This is a genomic window from Rhizobium ruizarguesonis, assembly GCF_017357285.1.
Lineage (GTDB): Bacteria > Pseudomonadota > Alphaproteobacteria > Rhizobiales > Rhizobiaceae > Rhizobium > Rhizobium ruizarguesonis.
The window spans coordinates 111,672-129,493 of record NZ_CP071679.1 but is presented as its reverse complement, the minus strand read 5'-3'; the positions used below and the strand labels follow the sequence as shown (position 1 = coordinate 129,493).

19 protein-coding genes are annotated in these 17,822 nt (G+C 61.7%); 14 read left to right on the top strand and 5 right to left on the bottom strand.

The annotated features are described in order from the left end of the window. Positions 1 to 3: 3 nt before the first annotated feature. Complete coding sequence (locus J3P73_RS25175) at positions 4 to 348, bottom strand: helix-turn-helix domain-containing protein (RefSeq protein WP_018068506.1); 345 nt, start codon at positions 346 to 348, stop codon at positions 4 to 6. A 181-nt stretch (positions 349 to 529) separates the two neighbouring features. Here J3P73_RS25175 and J3P73_RS25170 point away from each other — a divergent pair, with 181 nt between their 5' ends. Next, positions 530 to 1,168, top strand: coding sequence for an acyl-homoserine-lactone synthase (locus J3P73_RS25170; RefSeq protein WP_018068507.1), 639 nt, complete (start codon positions 530 to 532; stop codon positions 1,166 to 1,168). Between the two features lie 163 nt (positions 1,169 to 1,331). Then, positions 1,332 to 2,057, top strand: coding sequence for a helix-turn-helix transcriptional regulator (locus J3P73_RS25165; protein WP_130673631.1), 726 nt, complete (start codon positions 1,332 to 1,334; stop codon positions 2,055 to 2,057). Between the two features lie 16 nt (positions 2,058 to 2,073). On the opposite strand, the gene J3P73_RS25160 is transcribed toward J3P73_RS25165, so the two are convergent. Then, positions 2,074 to 2,538 (bottom strand): Lrp/AsnC family transcriptional regulator, encoded by a 465-nt coding sequence (locus tag J3P73_RS25160; protein WP_003550368.1) that lies wholly within the window; start codon positions 2,536 to 2,538, stop codon positions 2,074 to 2,076. A gap of 127 nt (positions 2,539 to 2,665) precedes the next feature. Here J3P73_RS25160 and alr point away from each other — a divergent pair, with 127 nt between their 5' ends. The 3 genes from alr to J3P73_RS25145 all read left to right on the top strand — a co-directional run bounded on the left by alr (position 2,666) and on the right by J3P73_RS25145 (position 6,187). Then, positions 2,666 to 3,799 carry an alanine racemase gene (gene alr / locus J3P73_RS25155; RefSeq protein ID WP_130673630.1) on the top strand — a complete coding sequence of 378 codons (1,134 nt, stop codon included), beginning with the start codon at positions 2,666 to 2,668 and terminating at the stop codon, positions 3,797 to 3,799. A 29-nt stretch (positions 3,800 to 3,828) separates the two neighbouring features. Then, entirely contained in the window at positions 3,829 to 5,079 is a 1,251-nt protein-coding gene (locus tag J3P73_RS25150) for a D-amino acid dehydrogenase (RefSeq protein ID WP_027688162.1), read from the top strand. 85 nt (positions 5,080 to 5,164) lie between these two features. Continuing rightward, the gene (locus J3P73_RS25145) at positions 5,165 to 6,187 is read left to right on the top strand and encodes a helix-turn-helix transcriptional regulator (protein WP_027688163.1); all 1,023 of its coding nucleotides are present in this window, start codon (positions 5,165 to 5,167) and stop codon (positions 6,185 to 6,187) included. 84 nt (positions 6,188 to 6,271) lie between these two features. On the opposite strand, the gene aptA is transcribed toward J3P73_RS25145, so the two are convergent. Then, complete coding sequence (aptA, locus tag J3P73_RS25140) at positions 6,272 to 7,606, bottom strand: omega-aminotransferase AptA (RefSeq protein WP_024319842.1); 1,335 nt, start codon at positions 7,604 to 7,606, stop codon at positions 6,272 to 6,274. A 143-nt stretch (positions 7,607 to 7,749) separates the two neighbouring features. Between aptA and J3P73_RS25135 the strand changes: the two genes are divergently transcribed. Then, positions 7,750 to 8,298: a cupin domain-containing protein gene (locus tag J3P73_RS25135; protein ID WP_018068513.1), complete on the top strand. Its 549-nt coding sequence runs from the start codon at positions 7,750 to 7,752 to the stop codon at positions 8,296 to 8,298. Here J3P73_RS25135 and J3P73_RS25130 read toward each other — a convergent pair. After that, positions 8,295 to 9,116, bottom strand: a complete 822-nt coding sequence (locus J3P73_RS25130; protein ID WP_174826994.1) for a pyrroline-5-carboxylate reductase — start codon at positions 9,114 to 9,116, stop codon at positions 8,295 to 8,297. The two genes, J3P73_RS25135 and J3P73_RS25130, sit on opposite strands and share 4 nt — an antisense overlap. Further along, positions 9,082 to 9,801: a GntR family transcriptional regulator gene (locus J3P73_RS25125; protein ID WP_024319840.1), complete on the bottom strand. Its 720-nt coding sequence runs from the start codon at positions 9,799 to 9,801 to the stop codon at positions 9,082 to 9,084. Before J3P73_RS25125 ends, J3P73_RS25130 begins: the two co-directional genes overlap by 35 nt. A 199-nt stretch (positions 9,802 to 10,000) precedes the next feature. On the opposite strand from J3P73_RS25125, the gene J3P73_RS25120 reads away from it, so the two are divergent. The 8 genes from J3P73_RS25120 (at position 10,001) to J3P73_RS25085 (ending at position 17,818) form a co-directional block, all read left to right on the top strand. After that, positions 10,001 to 10,834 (top strand): substrate-binding periplasmic protein, encoded by an 834-nt coding sequence (locus J3P73_RS25120; RefSeq protein WP_024319839.1) that lies wholly within the window; start codon positions 10,001 to 10,003, stop codon positions 10,832 to 10,834. Positions 10,835 to 10,896: 62 nt separating this feature from the next. Next, complete coding sequence (locus J3P73_RS25115; RefSeq protein ID WP_024319838.1) at positions 10,897 to 11,679, top strand: amino acid ABC transporter ATP-binding protein; 783 nt, start codon at positions 10,897 to 10,899, stop codon at positions 11,677 to 11,679. Between the two features lie 27 nt (positions 11,680 to 11,706). Beyond that, a complete protein-coding gene (locus tag J3P73_RS25110) occupies positions 11,707 to 12,369 on the top strand; it encodes an amino acid ABC transporter permease (protein ID WP_024319837.1) in 663 nt (220 codons plus the stop codon). 9 nt (positions 12,370 to 12,378) lie between these two features. Beyond that, complete coding sequence (locus J3P73_RS25105) at positions 12,379 to 13,044, top strand: amino acid ABC transporter permease (RefSeq protein ID WP_024319836.1); 666 nt, start codon at positions 12,379 to 12,381, stop codon at positions 13,042 to 13,044. Between the two features lie 31 nt (positions 13,045 to 13,075). Further along, on the top strand, positions 13,076 to 13,954 hold the full coding sequence (gene dapA, locus J3P73_RS25100) for a 4-hydroxy-tetrahydrodipicolinate synthase (RefSeq protein WP_024319835.1): 879 nt from the start codon (positions 13,076 to 13,078) through the stop codon (positions 13,952 to 13,954). 70 nt (positions 13,955 to 14,024) lie between these two features. Next, entirely contained in the window at positions 14,025 to 15,263 is a 1,239-nt protein-coding gene (locus J3P73_RS25095; protein WP_027688166.1) for an NAD(P)/FAD-dependent oxidoreductase, read from the top strand. Between the two features lie 33 nt (positions 15,264 to 15,296). Continuing rightward, the gene (locus J3P73_RS25090) at positions 15,297 to 16,787 is read left to right on the top strand and encodes an aldehyde dehydrogenase family protein (protein ID WP_130673796.1); all 1,491 of its coding nucleotides are present in this window, start codon (positions 15,297 to 15,299) and stop codon (positions 16,785 to 16,787) included. Then, positions 16,784 to 17,818 (top strand): proline racemase family protein, encoded by a 1,035-nt coding sequence (locus J3P73_RS25085; RefSeq protein ID WP_130665718.1) that lies wholly within the window; start codon positions 16,784 to 16,786, stop codon positions 17,816 to 17,818. The genes J3P73_RS25090 and J3P73_RS25085 overlap by 4 nt, the downstream gene beginning before the upstream one ends. The last annotated feature ends 4 nt before the right edge of the window (positions 17,819 to 17,822 follow it).

Genomic DNA, 17,822 nt, shown 5'->3' with positions numbered 1-17,822 from the left:
GCGTTACGGGTGCTCCGGAGGGATGGATTCGACCAGCCCAACGAGATTGGACCGTGTTGCCGCAGACCGGTTGCGCAACGCCAGAACCATTTGCAATTCCGTGGCGGAGATCGCGCTGTTCCTATGCCAGTCCATGGTGCCTCGCCCGAGCAGCAGCCAGTCGAGGGAGACATCCAGCAGGTCGGCGAGCGCGCAGGCGCTTTCCAGCGAGGTATGACCGCCATTCTGCCAGCGTGAGACGGCGGCGACGGACACCTCTAGTTCGGCCGCCAGAGCGTGAACTTTCCGGAACTTGCCCCGGGATATCGCCTCTCGAATACGTTTGCCGCGTGCCATGTCGTGGGTCATCAAGAATCCTCCCGTTGGTTGCGTTAAAATTGGCAATTACCAAGAGCTTTCGATCGACGAACATCAGAACCTTCTTATGAAAGGGAAGGCAAAGCGAAGCACCGGTCAACCTGGTGAAATATCCAGATTGCTCCCGGTCGACCTCTTGTTGTGAAACGTCAGCACATCAGGAGGGACGGATATGTTGCGGATACTCACCAAAGACATGCTCGAGACCGATCGACGTGCTTTCGATGAAATGTTTCGAGCCCGCGCCGCCGTTTTTCGCGATCGGCTGGGATGGCAGGTCGATGTCCGGGATCAATGGGAGAGGGACAGATACGACGAGGCTGAAGATCCCGTATATCTCGTCACGCAACGACCTTCCGGCACGCTGACGGGTTCGCTGCGCCTGCTGCCGACCACAGGAGCGACGATGCTCAAAAGCGAGTTCCGGCATTTCTTTGATCAGCCTATCGACGTCGATAGCCCGACGACCTGGGAATGTACCCGCTTTTGCCTTCATCCGCTTGCCGGACACATAGACCAATCGCGCACAGTCGCCACCGAGCTGCTCTCAGGGCTTTGTGATCTTGCGCTCGACACCGGTATCGAAAGCATCGTCGGCGTCTATGATGTCGCGATGGTCGGGGTGTACCGCAGGATCGGCTGGAGGCCGACACCGCTTGCCCGATCCCGGCCCGAGATCGGCAAGCTGTATGTTGGCTTATGGGATGTCACGGCGGACAATTGTCGAACACTTCGGGCCAACCTGTCCCGACTTCTGGAGCAAGCCTCTCCCTATCCTGCCAGAGCCCTTGTCGATGGCGGCATGCGGTAAGCGCAGTCGCTGTCCCACCGCCCAGCAGTGGGATAGGTCTCGCCAGCTCTTTAACCTGTTCTTCATATCGCGCCATGGTTGCCATAAAATATGCTGTTCTCGGCAATCGCGAAATGTTACCACTGCGAGCAGTCAGGAAAACACACAACCACGAGTCCATCTCATGCTGAGCAGTTCTCGTTTTTTCTACTGTCTGGACCGAATCTCCGCATCGCCGACATTGCGGGATCTCGAAACGACGCTGGACGAAGTCCGCCACATCTATGCGATATCACACATGGTTCTGCATGTAACACGCTCCTCGGGGGCGGCGGCCAGCAATCCATTGCTGATGCTGACCTACCCGCCCGAGTGGGTGAAGCAATATCTTGACCGGGACTACTTCAGCATCGATCCCGTCGTGCGCCTCGGCCTGCGCGGCTTCCTGCCCGTGGAATGGTCTGCGTCTAAATGGGATTCAGGCCAGGCCTATGGCTTCTTTAAGGAGGCGATGGCCTTCGGTGTCGGCCGGCAAGGCGTTACCCTGCCGGTGCGGGGACCTCACGGGGAGCGATCGCTGTTTACGGTGACCTCCAATCATCCCGACGCCTACTGGCGACAGTTTCGCATGGACAGCATGCGCGACCTCCAGTTTCTTGCCCACCATCTCCACGACAGGGCGATGGTTCTGTCGGGGATGAGAAAAATAACGGACTTTCCGCAATTGTCGCGCCGCGAACTGCAATGTCTTGAAATGACGGCCAACGGCCTTCTGGCGAAGCAGATTTGCGCCCGCCTGTGCATTTCGACAAGCGCGGTGCAGCTCTATCTCGCCTCGGCACGGCGGAAGCTGACCGTCGCCACGACGAGCGAAGCGGTCGCCAAGGCCACGGCACTCGAATTGATATAAACGTGGTGAGCGTGATTCAGCGCCTGCCCCTCGTGCGCGTCGCCAGAACATTGCGGATCGAGAAGCTGGAATGAATCCTGAGAACGCCGGGCAAGGTCGACAGTATCTCTTTGTGGATCCGCTCGAACTCACCAGCATTGGCAACCTCCACGCGCAGCAGGTAGTCCGAACCGCCCGTCATCAGAAAACATTCCCGGATCTCTGGATGCCGGCGGACCGCCGCCTCGAGGCGGTCGAGATAGTCCTCCGTTTGTCGTTCGAGGGTGATGTTGATGATCACGGCGATCATCTCATCCGCATTGCCGGTGTCGACCAACACCGTATAGCCGCGGATCACGCCTGATTTTTCCATGATTTTAATGCGCCTGAGACAGGCCGATGGAGAGAGACCGATCTCCGCGGCAAGCTTGGCATTGCTCATGCGGGCATCGAGGCGCAGCAGTCTCAGGATATTGCGATCGATCGCGTCGAGAGCAGGCATGAGAGATCGTTCCAAATTTTCGTTGATTATGCGGTTAATGAGCAAATCAAACAATAATCAACTGCTAAATGATAGGCAATTTCGCTCATTATTTCATAAACTCCCTGAGATCAAAAAGGGGATGGACATGGATAGCGATATTTTGGTTTCCCGCACACGCACCGCTACGACCGCGCAGGGAGCCACGGGCTATCTGACGATCGATCTTGGCGCCCTCGGCCGCAACTTTCGCAAGCTCGTCTCAACGGTGGCACCGGTCCGCGCGGGGGCCGTCGTCAAGGCCAATGCCTATGGCCTTGGCGCCGAGCGGGTTGCGAGAACGCTTTACAGGGAAGGTTGCAGGCATTTCTTCGTCGCCCAATTTGTCGAGGCCGTGAGGCTCCGGCCGGCCCTTGCGCAGGACGCTCAGATTTTCGTGCTGAACGGTTTGCAGCCGGGCAACGAAACCGCCTGTGCTGAGATGGGCATCGTCCCGGTTCTCAATTCGCTGGCGCAATGGCAGCAATGGTCAGCGGCCGCGCGCATTCTGAAGCGCTGCCTACCTGCCGTCCTGCAATTCGACACTGGCATGTCGCGGCTCGGCTTTCCCCGGGAGGAGCGAGCGGAGCTGGCGGCAGCCCTTCGGGACGGCACCAATGTCGAAATCCTGTTCATCATGAGCCATCTGGCTTCGGCCGATGACATGGACAGCGAGCAGAACGGCGAACAGTTTACCGAGATGTCCCGCATCGCCGACGAATTTTCCGGCTTCGACATTTCCTTCGCCAATTCCGGCGGCGTTTTCTTGGGCGACGCCTATCACGGCGTACTCGCCCGCCCCGGCATCGCGCTTTATGGCGGCGCTCCGAACGCCGGCGAGAAGAACCCGATGGAGCCGGTCGTCAGCCTCAATGTCGCCGTCGTGCAGACGCGCACCGTAGCGGCGGGTGCGAAAGTCGGTTATGGCGGCGCGCATGTCACGCAACGGGAAACACGTCTCGCCACCATTGCCGCCGGCTATGCCGATGGCCTGCCGCGATGCCTGAGCGATCGCGGCGCCGTCTATTTCAAGGGCATCCGCCTGCCGATCGTCGGCCGCGTGTCGATGGACAGTGCGACCGTCGACATATCAGCACTGCCCGAAGGGGCGCTGACCTTCGGCAGCCTTGTCGAAGTGCTTGGCCGCCATCAGACGCTCGAGGACATTGCCCGCGACGCCGACACCATTTCTTACGAAATCCTAACCGGCCTGGGCGATCGTTACGACAGGCAATATCGCTAAGAGCCGGCGGCTCCATCATTGGGAACATCATGAAAGTCATCGTTCTAGGAGCCGGCATCGTCGGCGTCACATCCGCTTATCAACTGGCCAAGGCCGGCCATGACGTCACCGTCGTCGACCGGCAGCCGGGTCCGGCGCTGGAAACCAGCTTTGCCAATGCCGGCGAAGTCTCCTTCGGCTATTGCTCGCCATGGGCCGCGCCCGGCATCCCTATGAAGGCCATGAAGTGGCTGTTCATGAAGCACGCGCCGCTCATCCTGCGCCCGAAACTCGACATGGCCATGCTCTCCTGGATGGCGAGGATGCTGTCGAACTGCACCTCTGAGCGCTACGCGATCAACAAGAGCCGCATGCTGCGCCTTGCCGATTACAGCCGCATCGCGTTGGCCGACCTTCGCGCCGAGACCGGCATCGCCTATGACGAACGCATGCAGGGAACCCTGCAGCTGTTCCGCACGCAGCAGCAGCTCGATGCCTCGGCAAAGGATGTCAAGGCGCTGGCCGCCGACGGCATTCCCTATGAGGTGCTGGACCGGGACGGCTGTGTCCGCTTCGAACCGGCGCTCAGCCACGTGCGCGACAAGATCGTCGGCGGTCTGCTGACGCCGAAGGACGAAACCGGCGACTGCTTCAAGTTCACCAATGCGCTGGCGGCCAAAGCCGAGGCGCTCGGTGTCCGTTTTGCTTACGGGACGACGATCAAGGCGCTGGATGTCGAGGCCGGCCGCGTGCGGGGGGTCATCACCGACCGTGAGCGGATGAGTGCGGAGGCGGTGGTGGTCGCGCTCGGCAGCTATTCGCCGCTGCTGCTCAAGCCGCTCGGCATCCGGCCGCCGGTCTATCCTGTCAAGGGCTATTCGCTCACCATCCCGATCACCGATGCGTCACGCGCCCCGGAATCGACCGTCATGGACGAGACCTACAAGATCGCGATCACCCGGCTCGGTGACCGCATTCGCGTCGGCGGCATGGCTGAAATATCAGGCTATACCAACGATCTCGGCCTGGCCCGCCGCAGCACGCTGGAACATTCGGTCACCGATCTCTTCCCCGGCGGCGATATTTCCAAGGCCTCCTTCTGGTCCGGCCTGCGCCCGATGACGCCTGATGGCACGCCGGTCATCGGCCCGACAAAGGTCGCCGGTCTCTTCCTCAATACCGGCCACGGCACGCTCGGCTGGACGATGAGCACCGGTTCGGCGCGGCTCATCGGCGATCTCGTCGGCGGCCGCCAGCCGGAAATCGACGCGAGGGATCTCGCAATCAGCCGCTACGGCTGAAACCGCCCGGGGCAACACAAAAGAGGGATGAACATGATTGCACAAATCCGGTGTCACTTGTGCGCCTCGTCTATCGAGGTCCAAAATGTCCGTTAGTTCTCATATATATAACAATGGCGGCCTCACCCGGCAGTTGGCGACGCAGAGCATGTCGTTTCGGGAGACGGCGCATAGCGGAACAGACCCGGACGCGCTTTCGGAAATATTGTCGACGCCAAACTCCCCGATCAAGGTTGTGGCGGAGGGCAATATGCCCATTGCATACCGCTGCAATTTCGTCTCCGTGGGAGAAGAGGTGACCGTAGCCGACTGCACCTACGAAGGCACGATCCTGATCAGGCGGGAGGCGATCAACGACAGGATGATCGTTTTTCTGCCGATGGAGGGAAATGCATTCTTCGACGGCATGCGGGAGCAAATATACTCTGTTCCCGCGCGTGGTACGATTCTTGAGGCAGGTCGTGCCGCAGGCGCCCGCCTGTTTGGGCCTCGCCGTCATTTCGGCCTGTTCGTCGATCAGGCAAAGATCATCAGCCACCTCACGCAGATGTTCGAACGAACGATCAGCGGCGATATCGATTTTCATCCTCACATCGATCTGACGACCGGTCCGGGGCTTGTATTGCAGCAACTTGTCTCGAGCCTCCATCGCGGCCTCAGCGGCAACGGACCGCTGCAACGCTCGCCGCTGGCCGCCAGCTCGCTCTGCGACGCCGCGATCTATCTGCTTCTGGAGGCCTGCCCCAATCGCTATTCGAATGAGCTTGCGCTCACTGCTCCGACACCGGCCCCACGCCATGTGAAGTGGGCGATCGACTTCATGCAGGAACACATCGCCGAGCCGATTTCGCTCAACGATATCGCGATGGCCGCCAAGGTCAGCGTTCGGACTTTGCAACAGGGTTTCCGCCAGTTCAGGAATACGACCCCAATGGCCTATCTGCAGGAACTTCGGATGGCTGCCGCCCATCGCGATTTGCTCGAATCCGACGCCAAGCAAGGCATTGCCGACGTCGCGCTGAGATGGGGCTTTACGCATCTGGGGCGGTTTGCTGCCGAATACAGGAAACGTTTCGGCCAGTTGCCGTCACAGACCTTGAAGCGCTGAACTCCGTCTCTGTTTGCCGGATGGTTCCGTCGACGATGGACCAGAGATCCGATCGCCGACGGGAGCGGCACGCGGGATACGGATCTACGCCGCGCGCTTCAGGGCATCACCGAGTGTCGAAACGATCGTGTCGATCTGGATTTTCTCGATAATGAGCGGCGGGGAGAGGGCGATAATGTCGCCGGTCACCCGGATCAGCAGGCCCTTGTTGAAGCAGTCAACGAAGATTTCATAGGCGCGGCTTCCCGGTGACCCGTCACGAGGAGCCAGTTCGACCGCGCCGACCAGTCCGAGATTGCGGATGTCGACGACATGAGGCAGGCCTTTCAGTGAATGGAGGGCCTCCTGCCAGTACTCGGCCAAATCGGCTGCGCGGGTCAGCAGGCCTTCCTCCTCGTAGATCTCCAGAGTAGCGAGCCCGGCGGCGCAGGCGACCGGATGGCCGGAATAGGTGTAGCCATGGAAGAGTTCGATCGCGTTATCAGGTCCGACCATCAGGCCGTCATAGACCTTTCGGCTGGCAAAGACCGCGCCCATGGGGATCGTGCCGTTGGTGATGCCTTTTGCCGTAGTGATCAGGTCGGGCACGACGCCGAAGTAGTCGGTTGCGAAAGGGGTGCCGAGACGCCCGAAGCCGGTGATGACCTCGTCGAAGATCAGCAGGATTCCGTGCTTGTCGGCGGTTGCGCGCAGTTTCTCCAGATAGCCCTTCGCAGGCAGAACGACGCCTGCCGATCCCGACATCGGCTCGACGATGACGGCTGCGATGGTTTCGGCGCCGTGCAACTGCACCAGGCGCTCGAGATCGTCCGCCAGTTCCACGCCGTGAGGGGGAAGGCCCTTCGAAAACGCATTGCGCCCGATGTCGAGCGTATGGCGCATATGGTCGGCCGGTATTTGCGGGAAGACCCGCCGGTTGTTGACGAGGCCGCCAACGGAAATGCCGCCGAACCCGACGCCATGATATCCCTTCTCACGCCCGATGATCCGCGTGCGGGTGCCCTGGCCGATCGCCCGTTGATAGGCGATGGCGATCTTGAGCGCCGTATCGACCGATTCCGAGCCCGAGCCGGTGAAGAAGATCCTGTCGAGCTTGGCTTGCGGGCCGCCCGGCGCGTTCGCAGCCAATTTCGAGGCGAAGTCGAAGGCGATGGGATGTCCCATTTGAAAGGTCGGTGCATAGTCCAGCGTTGCAAGCTGTCGCTCGACGGCATGGGCGATCTTCTTGCGGCCGTGGCCGGCGTTGCAGCACCAGAGCCCGGCCGTGCCGTCAAGCACCTGATTTCCGTCGATGTCGGTGTAGTACATTCCCTCGGCTGCAGCGAGAAGCCGCGGCGTAGCCTTGAATTGCCGGTTCGCAGTGAACGGCATCCAGAAATTTTCGAGTACGGGTGCGTTCGTTTTGCTGAGTTGGTCCATCCTGGCCTCCTTTGGGGTGGCGCCGAGAATGGCAATTTCTCTCTTTCAAACAAGTCCTTTTCTTCGTCAGTGCAAGCCATTGAACTTAAACGGATGAGTGGGTATGATTTTCGATATTCTGGACAACATAAACGAACCGCATCATGTCAGTCGATATCGGCAGCCGTCTTCGCTATCTCCGCATCGCCCATAAGCTTTCCCAGCGTGAGCTCGCCAAGCGCACCGGAGTGCCCAATTCGACGATCTCGCTGATCGAATCGAACGCCTCCAACCCGTCGGTCGGGGCCTTGAAGCGAATTCTGGACGGCATCCCCATCGGCCTGGCGGAATTCTTTGCCTTCGAGCCCGAGCGTCCAAGGAAGGCCTTCTATGCGGCGGAGGAGCTGGTGGAGATCGGCAAGGGCGCCATCTCCTACAGACAGGTTGGGGAAAACCTGTTCGGGCGCAGCCTGCAAATCCTCAAGGAATGCTACCAGCCGGGCGCCGACACCGGAAAGGTTCCCCTTGTTCACGAGGGGGAAGAGGGCGGGATCGTGCTATCAGGAAGGCTCGAGGTGACGGTCGATGACGAGCGGCGTATCCTTGGAGCGGGCGACGCCTACTATTTCGAAAGCAGACGCCCGCACCGCTTCCGCTGCGTCGGACCGGTGCCCTGCGAGGTCATCAGCGCCTGCACGCCGCCGACTTTCTAGTTCTTGCCCTCAATGCGGGCAAGCACCCCGTCGAGTGCAGCGGTCAGCGCGGCAAGGCCGCCCTTCTTCTCGAAGTCGGAGAAAACCTGCTCGTTCAGTCCGCCCTTGGTCGCGAATTCGCGGCTCAGGGCGCTGAACGGTTCGTTGCCGGGGCTGTTCGCTTTCTGCGCGAGGCTTGCAAAGAGCGGGGCAATGTAGGCCTGTCCCTTCGCCTTTTCGAGGCCGCTTCTTTCCAGCCAGACGGCAACCTGCTCCATGATGCCGAAATAGGTCGACATCATTGCGCTCGCTGCTGCAAGAAGATCATATTCCTTCCTCGACTGGCATTGGACAGCCGTTCCGAGCGTATCGAAAAGCGCGGCGACAGTGGTATCCGGCGGATAGAGGGCGGTGACGCCTTGCCGGCCGGCGACGAAGGGCAGGGGGATCGCCTGCACCAGATGCACGTCGGCGGCGATCCATTCGGAGAGGGCCTGGCGCTCCGTCGCCGCAACGAGGCTGACGACCATTTGGCTATCCCTGAACGATAGCGCGCGCACGACCTCCTCGGCGACCTGCGGCCGTATTGCCAGGAACACCATGTCGCTGCGCTCGACGACGTCCTGATTGTCCTTGGCAATTCTGACGGCGGCGAATTCGTCGGCCAGCGTCGCGGCGATGTGAGCGCTTCGTGGAGATACGTGAATCTCGGAGGCATAGGCCGGCTCAGTGAGAAGCCCGCGAACCATCGCTTCGGTAATCGCGCCGGTGCCGACGAATCCAATAGTCTTGACTGTCACGTGATTACTCCGCAGCCCGCAGCGGGCCCAACGCGACATCCGTCGTGTAGTTCTCGCGCATGAAATTGATGAAATTGTCTTGGAACTGGCGCGTATGGGCGTGGGCGAGTTCGTCGGCGAGTTCCACGTTCTTGTCCCTGACGGCATTGAGCATGAGCGTGTGCTCGTCGGTCAGGAGATAGCCTTCGTGGGTTCGCTCCAGATATTCGAAATGCAGGTGGAGCATGCGCTGTCCCTGTGACAGCAGCTTCTCGTAGAACGAGGCCAGGTATTGGTTTTTTCCGGCATGGGCGATTGCCATGTGGAATTCCTTGTTGGCTTCCGACATGGCCAGGTGATTGCCGGTTTTAACAGCCGCTTCGAACGACTTCAGCCGCTTGGTGATGATCTTCAGGTCATCCTCGGTTCTGAGCGCGGCGGCGAGCCGCGTATTCATGCGCTGCGCGATGTCGAGCGCCTCTACATATTTGGGAAACGTCGCCACTTCGATCGGCGCTACGATCGTGCTCCGGTTCGAAAGTGTGACGACCAGCTCATCGGCGCCGAGCCGGATCAAGGCCTCGCGCACCGGCGAGCGCGACATGTCGAAGCGTTCGGCAAGCGTCATCTCATCGAGAAGCTGACCGGGCGGCAGAGTGAGCGCCAGGATCTCGTTGCGAAGCGTTTCGTAGACGTTCTTCCAGCCAGTCCCGCGGATTCGTTTCACTTCCGATTCATCAGACACTTAGGTCCCTTTCTCTCGACGCGGGTCACATTGGGCCAGAAAAGCAGCGTGTCGGCAATGTAATTTTTCCGCTTGACTTTGTCGACACGCTGTTGACATATCTTTCTCAGTCGACACTAAGCCGACACGAAAATAACAGAAACGGCTACAGCCGACGAGTGGAACCGCGCACTTCGCGCACAGCAAAAGAGGAATGCCGATGCTTTCGAAGTTGATAACGTCCGCCCTGCGGGCGCTGCCCGCGCTCGCTCTCATGGGAGGTCTTTCCGCCACCGTCGCACGGGCTGAGACCGCTGAGGGATATTGGCAGGGTGTGCAGAAGGCGGGCGTGTTGCGCTGCGGCGCCGCCGTTGCTCCGCCCTATGTCATGCGCGATCCGGCGACCGGAGAATATTCCGGCTTCTTCGCCGATCTGTGCAAGGAATTTGCCGAAGTCCTGAAGGTGAAACCCGAATTCGTCGATACGACCTGGGACAATATCGTCGCCGGCCTGCAGGCCGGCAAATGGGACCTTTCGCTGGCGCTGAACCGGACGCCGACGCGCGCCATGGCCGTGCAGTTCTCGATCCCGGCGATGGAGTACCAGATCTCGCTCGCCTATAACAAAAACAACCCGAAAATTTCGGCCGGTGCCGCTTCGGTGGTGGATATCGACAAAGCAGGCGTGACGCTTGCCGTCATGTCCGGCACGGCGCAGGACAAGGCAATTTCCGCATCGGTGAAGAACGCCACGATCATGCGTCTTCCCGGCAACGACGAGACCCGCCTGGCGGTGACCTCGAAGCGTGCCGATATCCTGGTCGACGCCTCCGACACCAACCAGCTCTTCACCCAGTCGAACCCGGACTGGGCGGTGGCGATAAACCCGACGCCGGCGCTCGCCAAGCAGGGCGTCGCTTTCGGCATGCCGCACAATCTTTCGGCCGCTGACGTCGAAGTGGTCGATATCTTCCTCGAAGAGAAGGTCGCGACCGGTCACGTCGATGAGCTGATCAAGAAGGCGGTCGACGAAGTCCTCAAGGGCGCAAAGTAACCTCGCCGGGCCGGTGCGAGGATCGCGCCGGCCCTCTCCAGCTTCGATCATCGGAGATTGGCATGACCACGTCCTTCAGTCTTCCTCTCGTGAAAATGCAGGCGCTCCACAAAAGCTATGGCAACGGAGCCATTCAGGTGCTGAAAGGCATCGATATCGAAATGAAGCCCGGCGAACGCGTCGTCGTCATCGGTCCGAGCGGCGGCGGCAAGAGCACGCTGCTCAGGGTGATGATGGGGCTGGAGCAGATCGACAGCGGGTCGGTCAATTTCGACGGGAAGGCGTATATTTCTTCCGAAGGCGTGGGCCGGAAGACCCAGATCGACACCAATGTCCGCCGTTCGATCGGCATGGTCTTTCAGCACTACACGCTGTTTCCGCATCTCAACGTTATTCAGAACCTGGTTCTCGCTCCCTGCAAGGTGCGTGGAGAAACCAAGGCAAAGGCTACGGCCCGAGCCCAGGCGCTGCTCGAGCGGTTCGGGCTCGGCGCCAAGTCCAATGCCTATCCGGCCCAGCTTTCCGGCGGACAGAAGCAGCGCGTCGCGATCGCCCGCGCGCTGATGCTCGACCCGAAGCTGATGCTGTTCGACGAGGTCACTTCGGCGCTGGACCCGGAACTCGTCAGCGAGGTGGAGCAGGTCATCCTGCAGCTCGCCGCCCAGGACATGCCGATGATGATCGTGACGCATGACATGTGGTTCGCCAAGAACATCGCCTCTCGCGTCATCTTCTGCGCTGGCGGCGTGGTCGTCGAGGACGGCCCTCCCGAGCAGGTGCTCGGCGCCCCACGCGAGGAGCGGACGAAAGAATTCATCGACCGCGTCTTCCACATCAAGCAGTAGGCCACATCAAGCAGTAGGGAGAGCATCGTGAACTATACGTTCGACTTCAATGCAGTATCCATCGCTCCGCTTCTGCAGGGGCTGTGGGTTTCGCTGGAGCTGACGGCTGCAGCGAACGTCATCGGCATCGTGCTCGGCTTCGCGCTCGCCCTTCTGATCATGAGCCCCTACCGGTTGGTGCGGTTGCCGTTCATGCTGTTCGTCGAATTCTTCCGCTGCACGCCGGCCATCGTCCAGATCGTCTGGATATTCTACTGCGTGCCGATGCTGTTCGACGTCTTCCTCGACCCGGTGACGATGGGCATCCTGGCGCTTGGGCTCAATCTGATGGCGTTCAACGCCGAGGCCTACCGGGCGTCCATCCAGGCGGTTCCGCGCGAACAGCTCGACGCCGGCATCGCGCTCGGCCTCAATCCGCTGCAGCGGGTGCTCTACATCGTCTTCCCGACGGCGTTCCGCGCGTCGATCCCGGTGCTTCTGACCAACGGTATCGTCATCTTCCAGCAGAGCGCGCTGGTCGCGATCGTGGCCATCCAGGACCTGATGTACCAAGGCAAGACGCTGGCCACCGAGACCTACCGCCCGATCGAAACCTTCACGGTCGTCGCTCTCATCTATTTCGCTGTGTCCTTCCCGATAACCCAGATCGTCGGCCTGCTTGAGCGCCGCCGCCAGATCCTTGTCAGCTAGGAGGCCAGAATGACGCTCGACTTCTCGATCCTGCTGCGTTTCGAACACGCACTCCTGCTCGGCCTGTGGATGACGATCAAACTGACGGTCATCTGCGTCGTGCTCGGATGCACTCTCGGCTTTCTCGTCGGTCTCCTCAGAACGTCGCGCAACCTCGCGCTTCGCGCAATCTCCAGCATATATGTTGAGTTCTTCCGCGGCACGCCGGTGCTTATCCAGCTCTTCTGGATCTTCTTCTGCCTGCCGCTGCTGCTCGGCGTGGAACTCTCGAACCTGGCGTCGGGTGTCATCGCGCTGACGCTCTATATGGGGGCGATCACCAGCGAGACCTTCCGGGCAAGCCTCAAGTCCATCGGCCAGGAACAACTGGACGCCTGCGTCGCCCTCGGCCTGCCGCGCAGGAGCCAGGTGATGGACGTCGTGCTGCCGCAGGCCGTGCTGCGCGCAATCCCGACGCTGCTGTCGAACTGCGTCAGTCTCTTCAAGGAGAGCGCCCTGGTCTCCGCCGTCGGCATGGCGGATCTGATGTTCGTCGGTCAGAACATCTCCAACAACACTGCCCGTCCCGTCGAAGTGCTGACGGTCGTTGCCCTCATTTACTTCGCGATCGCCTTTCCTCTGACCCGGGCCGTCTCGCTCGTCGAAGGCCGGATCCTGAAGAAACTCGCAATCTGAAGATAGTCGTTCCCAGACAGGAGAATTCCCCATGAAACTTTCCGGCGTCATGCCCGCGCTTATCACTCCCTTCGACGCGAACAACAAGATCGACTTCAAGGCGTTCGAAAAGCACCTGACGGCGCTGCGCGCGGCCGGCGTCACGGGCTGGGTGCCGATGGGTTCGACCGGCGAATACTTCTCCCTCTCGAACGAGGAGCGCGAAGAGGTGCTCAAGTTCGTCAAGGACTTCGCCAATGACGACGAGATACTGATCGCCGGCACCAACGCGCCGGCCACCCGCGAGGTCATCGAGAACACGGCGCGCGCCAGGGAGATCGGCTATGACACGGTTCTGCTCGCCACACCCTTCTACACACGTCCGACGCAGGACGAACTGCTCGCGCATTACCGTGCCGTGCTCGACGCCACTGATGTCAATCTCATCCTCTACAACTATCCCCCGAAGGACGGCATTGAGATCTCCTTCGACTTGATGGATGCGCTCGCCGACGATCGCCGGGTGATCGGCATCAAGGAGAGCTCGGGCGTTCTGCAGCGCGCCGTCGACATCCATTCGCGCTATAAGGGTCGCATCGACCTCGTCTCGGGTTCCGACGATATCGCCCTCGACTTCATGTTCTGGGGCGCGGATTCCTGGATCTGCGGTCCGGCCAACTGCATGGCGAAAGCGTGCTGCGACCTCGACCGGACGTTCCGTTCCGGCGACCTCGAAAAGGCCCGCGAGATGATGACGGTTCTCTACAGAGCGCTGAACATCCTCGAGAGCGGCAAGTTCGTCCAGAAGATCAAATATGGCTGCGAGCTCCAGGGCACGCCGGTCGGTGTCTGCCGCGCGCCGCTTGGCGAACTGACCGAGCAGGAGAAGGCCGAATTCAAAGCGGCGATGCAGCCGATCCTCAATTGGTAGCAGCACTCGACTGGTAACAGTTCCGGGGCGACCAAGCCGCACCGAAACCACTGAAATTGTGAGGTTCTCCGTGTCATCCATCGTGGTCGTCGGCGCCGGCATTATCGGCACCACAATCGCCTATGAACTGCAGCGCCGGGGAAAGACCGTCACCTTGCTCGACAAGGCGGCGCCGGGCCGCGGCGCTTCCTATGGCAATATGGCGAGCATCGCCGTCACCGAATTCATGCCGGCCTCGCGTCCCGGTATCTGGGCGCAGATGCCGAAATGGCTGCTCGATCCGGAGGGTCCGGTCCGCATCCGCCCCGGCTACCTGCCGAAACTGGTGCCCTGGTTCCTGCGGTTCCTGGCTGCGAGCCGCCCCTCGAAGCTGCGGGAACTGGAGGCAGCCGGCGCCGTGCTGTGCCGACGCGTCTACGAAGACCTGGACGCGCTCCTGAAGGAGACCGGACTCGGGCACATGCTGACCGCCGAGGGGTGCCTCAGCCTCTATACCGATGACGCCGAGTTCAAAGCCGATCGGGAGCATATCGAAATCCTGGAGCGCTTCGGCTTCAGGCACGAGATCCTTGGCGGCAACGCCATCCGAGATCTCGAGCCTGTTTTGACGACGAAGATCGGCAAGGCGGTCCTTTTTCCCGACAACCGGTCGATTGCGGATCCCTACAGGCTTGTCTTCGCGCTGTCCGAAAGGTTCGGGCGGCTCGGCGGCAGAATCGTTCAGGGTGATGTCGTCGATTTCGAGCAGGGCGACGCCGGCATCTCCGCGCTTCGATTGGCAGATGGGCGCACGATTGCGGCCGACAGGGTGGTGCTCGCGGCCGGCGCCTTCACCGCCCGGCTTTCCGCCCTGCTGCGGGAGCATATCCCGCTCGAAACCGAGCGAGGCTACCACACGCAGATCATGGAGCCTGGCATCTCGATGCGCCATTCGATCATCTGGCCGGCGCGCGCCTTCATGGTCACGCCGACGGCGGGCGGCATCCGCGTCGGCGGCACGGTCGAGATGGCCGGTCTCGACGCGCCACCCGATTATCGGCGCGCGAAGATCCTGGTGAAGCGGGCTCAGGAGGCATTGCCGGATCTGAAGGTCCGGCAGACGACGGAGTGGATGGGGCATCGCCCGGCGCTGCCCGACACCGTCCCGGTGATGGGCCGATCCGCCAAGCGGCGCAACGTCTGGTACGCGACCGGCCACGGACATCTTGGTCTCACATATGCGGCGACGACCGGCCGCCTGATGGCCGATCTCATCACGGGCGTCGAACCGCCCGTCGACATGAAACCCTATCGCGTCGACCGTTTCTGAGAGCGGCGTCGACGCAAGGCGAAGGGAGTGACTATGCGAAGCGAACTCTACATCGATGGGCAATGGGTGAAACCGGCCAAGGGCGGAACCTGCGAGGTGATCAATCCGGCGACTGAGGAGGTGATCCACAGGATCGCCGCCGCAACGGCCGAAGACGTCGACCTCGCCGTGAAGGCCGCGCGCCGCGCCTTCGACAGGGATGGCTGGCCGAAGCTGACGGGAGCCCGGCGCGCCGGATATCTCCGCGCCATCGCGGACGGCATCCGCGCCCGTCAGGCCGAGATCGCCCGCCTCGAAGTTCTCGACAACGGCAAGCCGTTTCCAGAGGCCGACTGGGACGTCGCCGATGCGGCGGGCTGCTTCGACTTCTATGCGGGTCTGGCCGAACAGCTCGACAACAATCCCGAGGAGGCGATCGCGCTTCCCGACGCACGGTTCACGTCCAAGGCGGTGCGCGAGCCGATCGGGGTGGCCGGCGCGATCATTCCCTGGAACTATCCGTTGCTGATGGCGGCATGGAAGGTCGCCCCGGCACTTGCCGCCGGCTGCACCGTCGTGCTCAAGCCCGCCGAATTGACATCGCTGACGGCGCTCGAGCTGGCGGCGGTCGCCGACGAAGCCGGGCTGCCTGCTGGCGTCCTCAATATCGTGACGGGGGCAGGCTCGATCGCCGGGCAGGCGATCATCGACCACAGACAGGTCGACAAGCTCGCCTTTACCGGCTCCGGACCGGTCGGCTCGAAGATCATGGCCGCGGCCGCCCGCGACATCAAGCGCGTCAGCCTGGAGCTCGGCGGCAAGTCACCCTTCGTCGTCTTCGAGGACGCCGATATCGACAAGGCCGTCGAATGGATCATGTTCGGCATCTTCTGGAACCAGGGCCAGGTCTGCTCTGCCACCTCCCGCGTTCTCGTGCACGAAGCAATCTACGGCCGTCTGCTCGAACGGCTGGTCGAAGAGACGAACAGGATCAAGATCGGCAATGGTCTCGACGAGGGAACCCTTCTCGGCCCGCTCGTCTCGAAACGCCAGTACGACCAGGTCGTCGCGGCGATCGAAGGCGCCCGGAAGGCCGGCGCCACGGTTGCCTGCGGCGGCACCCGCCCGGAAGGATTCGACAGGGGGTTCTATCTCAGGCCGACGGTACTGGCCGACGTGCCGCTCGACAGCGACGCTTGGAAGGAGGAGATATTCGGACCGGTCGTCTGCGTGCGCTCCTTCAAGACAGAAGAGGAGGCCGTGGAGCTCGCAAACGACTCCCGCTTCGGCCTGGCCGCGGCTGTCATGTCGAAGGACGATACCCGCGCCGAGCGGGTTGCCGCCGCCTTCCGCGCCGGGATCGTCTGGATCAATTGCTCGCAACCGACGTTCACGGAAGCTCCGTGGGGCGGCTACAAGGAATCCGGCATCGGCCGTGAACTCGGACGCTGGGGCCTCGACAACTATCTCGAGACCAAGCAGATCACCCGCTTCGCCAGCGAGGCCCCCTGGGGCTGGTACATCAAGCCGGAGGCGGCCGAATGAACTGGAACCGGACCCTCGATCTGCTGCAGGTCCACTGCCAGGGCGAGATCGGCAAGGTCATCGTGGCAGGAGCGCCGGAGATACCTGGCGCGACGATGCTCGACAAGATGAACCACATCAACACGGTCGACGACAGTCTGCGCCGCTTCGTCACCTTTGAGCCGCGCGCCAACGTCGCCATGTCCGTGAACCTGCTGGTCGAGCCGACACGCAGCGATGCGGATGCCGGCTTCATCGTCCTCCAGGCCGACCGCGCCCACCCGATGTCCGGCAGCAACTGCATCTGCGTGGTCACGGCACTTCTCGAGAGCGGGCGGGTGCCGATGTCGGAGCCGGAGACGGTCGTCCGCCTCGACACGCCCGCCGGACTCATCGTCGCACGCGCCGCCTGCCGCAACGGCCAGTGCCTGTCCGTCAGCCTCGACAACGTGCCGAGCTTCGCCGAAGCGCTGGACAAGGAGGTGGAGACGCCGAAATGGGGCCGCATCAAGATCGACGTCGCCTTCGGCGGCGTCTATTACGCGCTCGTGGATGTCGAGCAACTCGGCCTCGATATTGCGCCTGCCAATGCCCGGCTGCTCGCAGAAACCGGTATCGAGCTCAAGTCGCTTCTGTCAGGGCAGGTCTCGGTCGCCCATCCCGTCCTCAGCGGTATCGACGAGATCGCTTATGTGATGTTTCGTGGACAGGAAGCCGATGGCGCGGTGCGGACCTGCACGACGCTGCAACCCGGCCGCGTCGACCGATCGCCCTGTGGGACTGGTAGCTCGGCGAACCTCGCTGCGCTCTACGCCCGCGGAGAGGTCTCCGTCGGAGACCGCAGGACGTCGCGGTCGATCATCGGCAGCGAATTCCTGGCGGAGGCGATCGGCGAGACCGAGGTGGGCGGCCGCCGCGCCGTGCTGCCGAGAATAACCGGCCGGGCCTTCGTCTATGGCCGGGAGCAGCTGCGCATCTCCGCCGATGATCCTTTCGCTGCAGGATTCGCACTGTCCGACACCTGGGGTCCCCAGGTCGGCCTTCTCGGTTAGGAGC

Coding starts and splice junctions, on each gene's coding strand:
- J3P73_RS25175 (WP_018068506.1), bottom strand. CDS start 348: ATGACCCACGACATGGCACGCGGCAAACGTATTCGAGAGGCGATATCC.
- J3P73_RS25130 (WP_174826994.1), bottom strand. CDS start 9,116: ATGTCGCGTTGGGCCCGCTGCGGGCTGCGGAGTAATCACGTGACAGTC.
- J3P73_RS25145 (WP_027688163.1), top strand. CDS start 5,165: ATGTCCGTTAGTTCTCATATATATAACAATGGCGGCCTCACCCGGCAG.
- dapA (WP_024319835.1), top strand. CDS start 13,076: ATGAAACTTTCCGGCGTCATGCCCGCGCTTATCACTCCCTTCGACGCG.
- J3P73_RS25165 (WP_130673631.1), top strand. CDS start 1,332: ATGCTGAGCAGTTCTCGTTTTTTCTACTGTCTGGACCGAATCTCCGCA.
- alr (WP_130673630.1), top strand. CDS start 2,666: ATGGATAGCGATATTTTGGTTTCCCGCACACGCACCGCTACGACCGCG.
- J3P73_RS25085 (WP_130665718.1), top strand. CDS start 16,784: ATGAACTGGAACCGGACCCTCGATCTGCTGCAGGTCCACTGCCAGGGC.
- J3P73_RS25120 (WP_024319839.1), top strand. CDS start 10,001: ATGCTTTCGAAGTTGATAACGTCCGCCCTGCGGGCGCTGCCCGCGCTC.
- J3P73_RS25105 (WP_024319836.1), top strand. CDS start 12,379: ATGACGCTCGACTTCTCGATCCTGCTGCGTTTCGAACACGCACTCCTG.
- J3P73_RS25090 (WP_130673796.1), top strand. CDS start 15,297: ATGCGAAGCGAACTCTACATCGATGGGCAATGGGTGAAACCGGCCAAG.
- J3P73_RS25170 (WP_018068507.1), top strand. CDS start 530: ATGTTGCGGATACTCACCAAAGACATGCTCGAGACCGATCGACGTGCT.
- J3P73_RS25115 (WP_024319838.1), top strand. CDS start 10,897: ATGACCACGTCCTTCAGTCTTCCTCTCGTGAAAATGCAGGCGCTCCAC.
- J3P73_RS25135 (WP_018068513.1), top strand. CDS start 7,750: ATGTCAGTCGATATCGGCAGCCGTCTTCGCTATCTCCGCATCGCCCAT.
- J3P73_RS25160 (WP_003550368.1), bottom strand. CDS start 2,538: ATGCCTGCTCTCGACGCGATCGATCGCAATATCCTGAGACTGCTGCGC.
- aptA (WP_024319842.1), bottom strand. CDS start 7,606: ATGGACCAACTCAGCAAAACGAACGCACCCGTACTCGAAAATTTCTGG.
- J3P73_RS25150 (WP_027688162.1), top strand. CDS start 3,829: ATGAAAGTCATCGTTCTAGGAGCCGGCATCGTCGGCGTCACATCCGCT.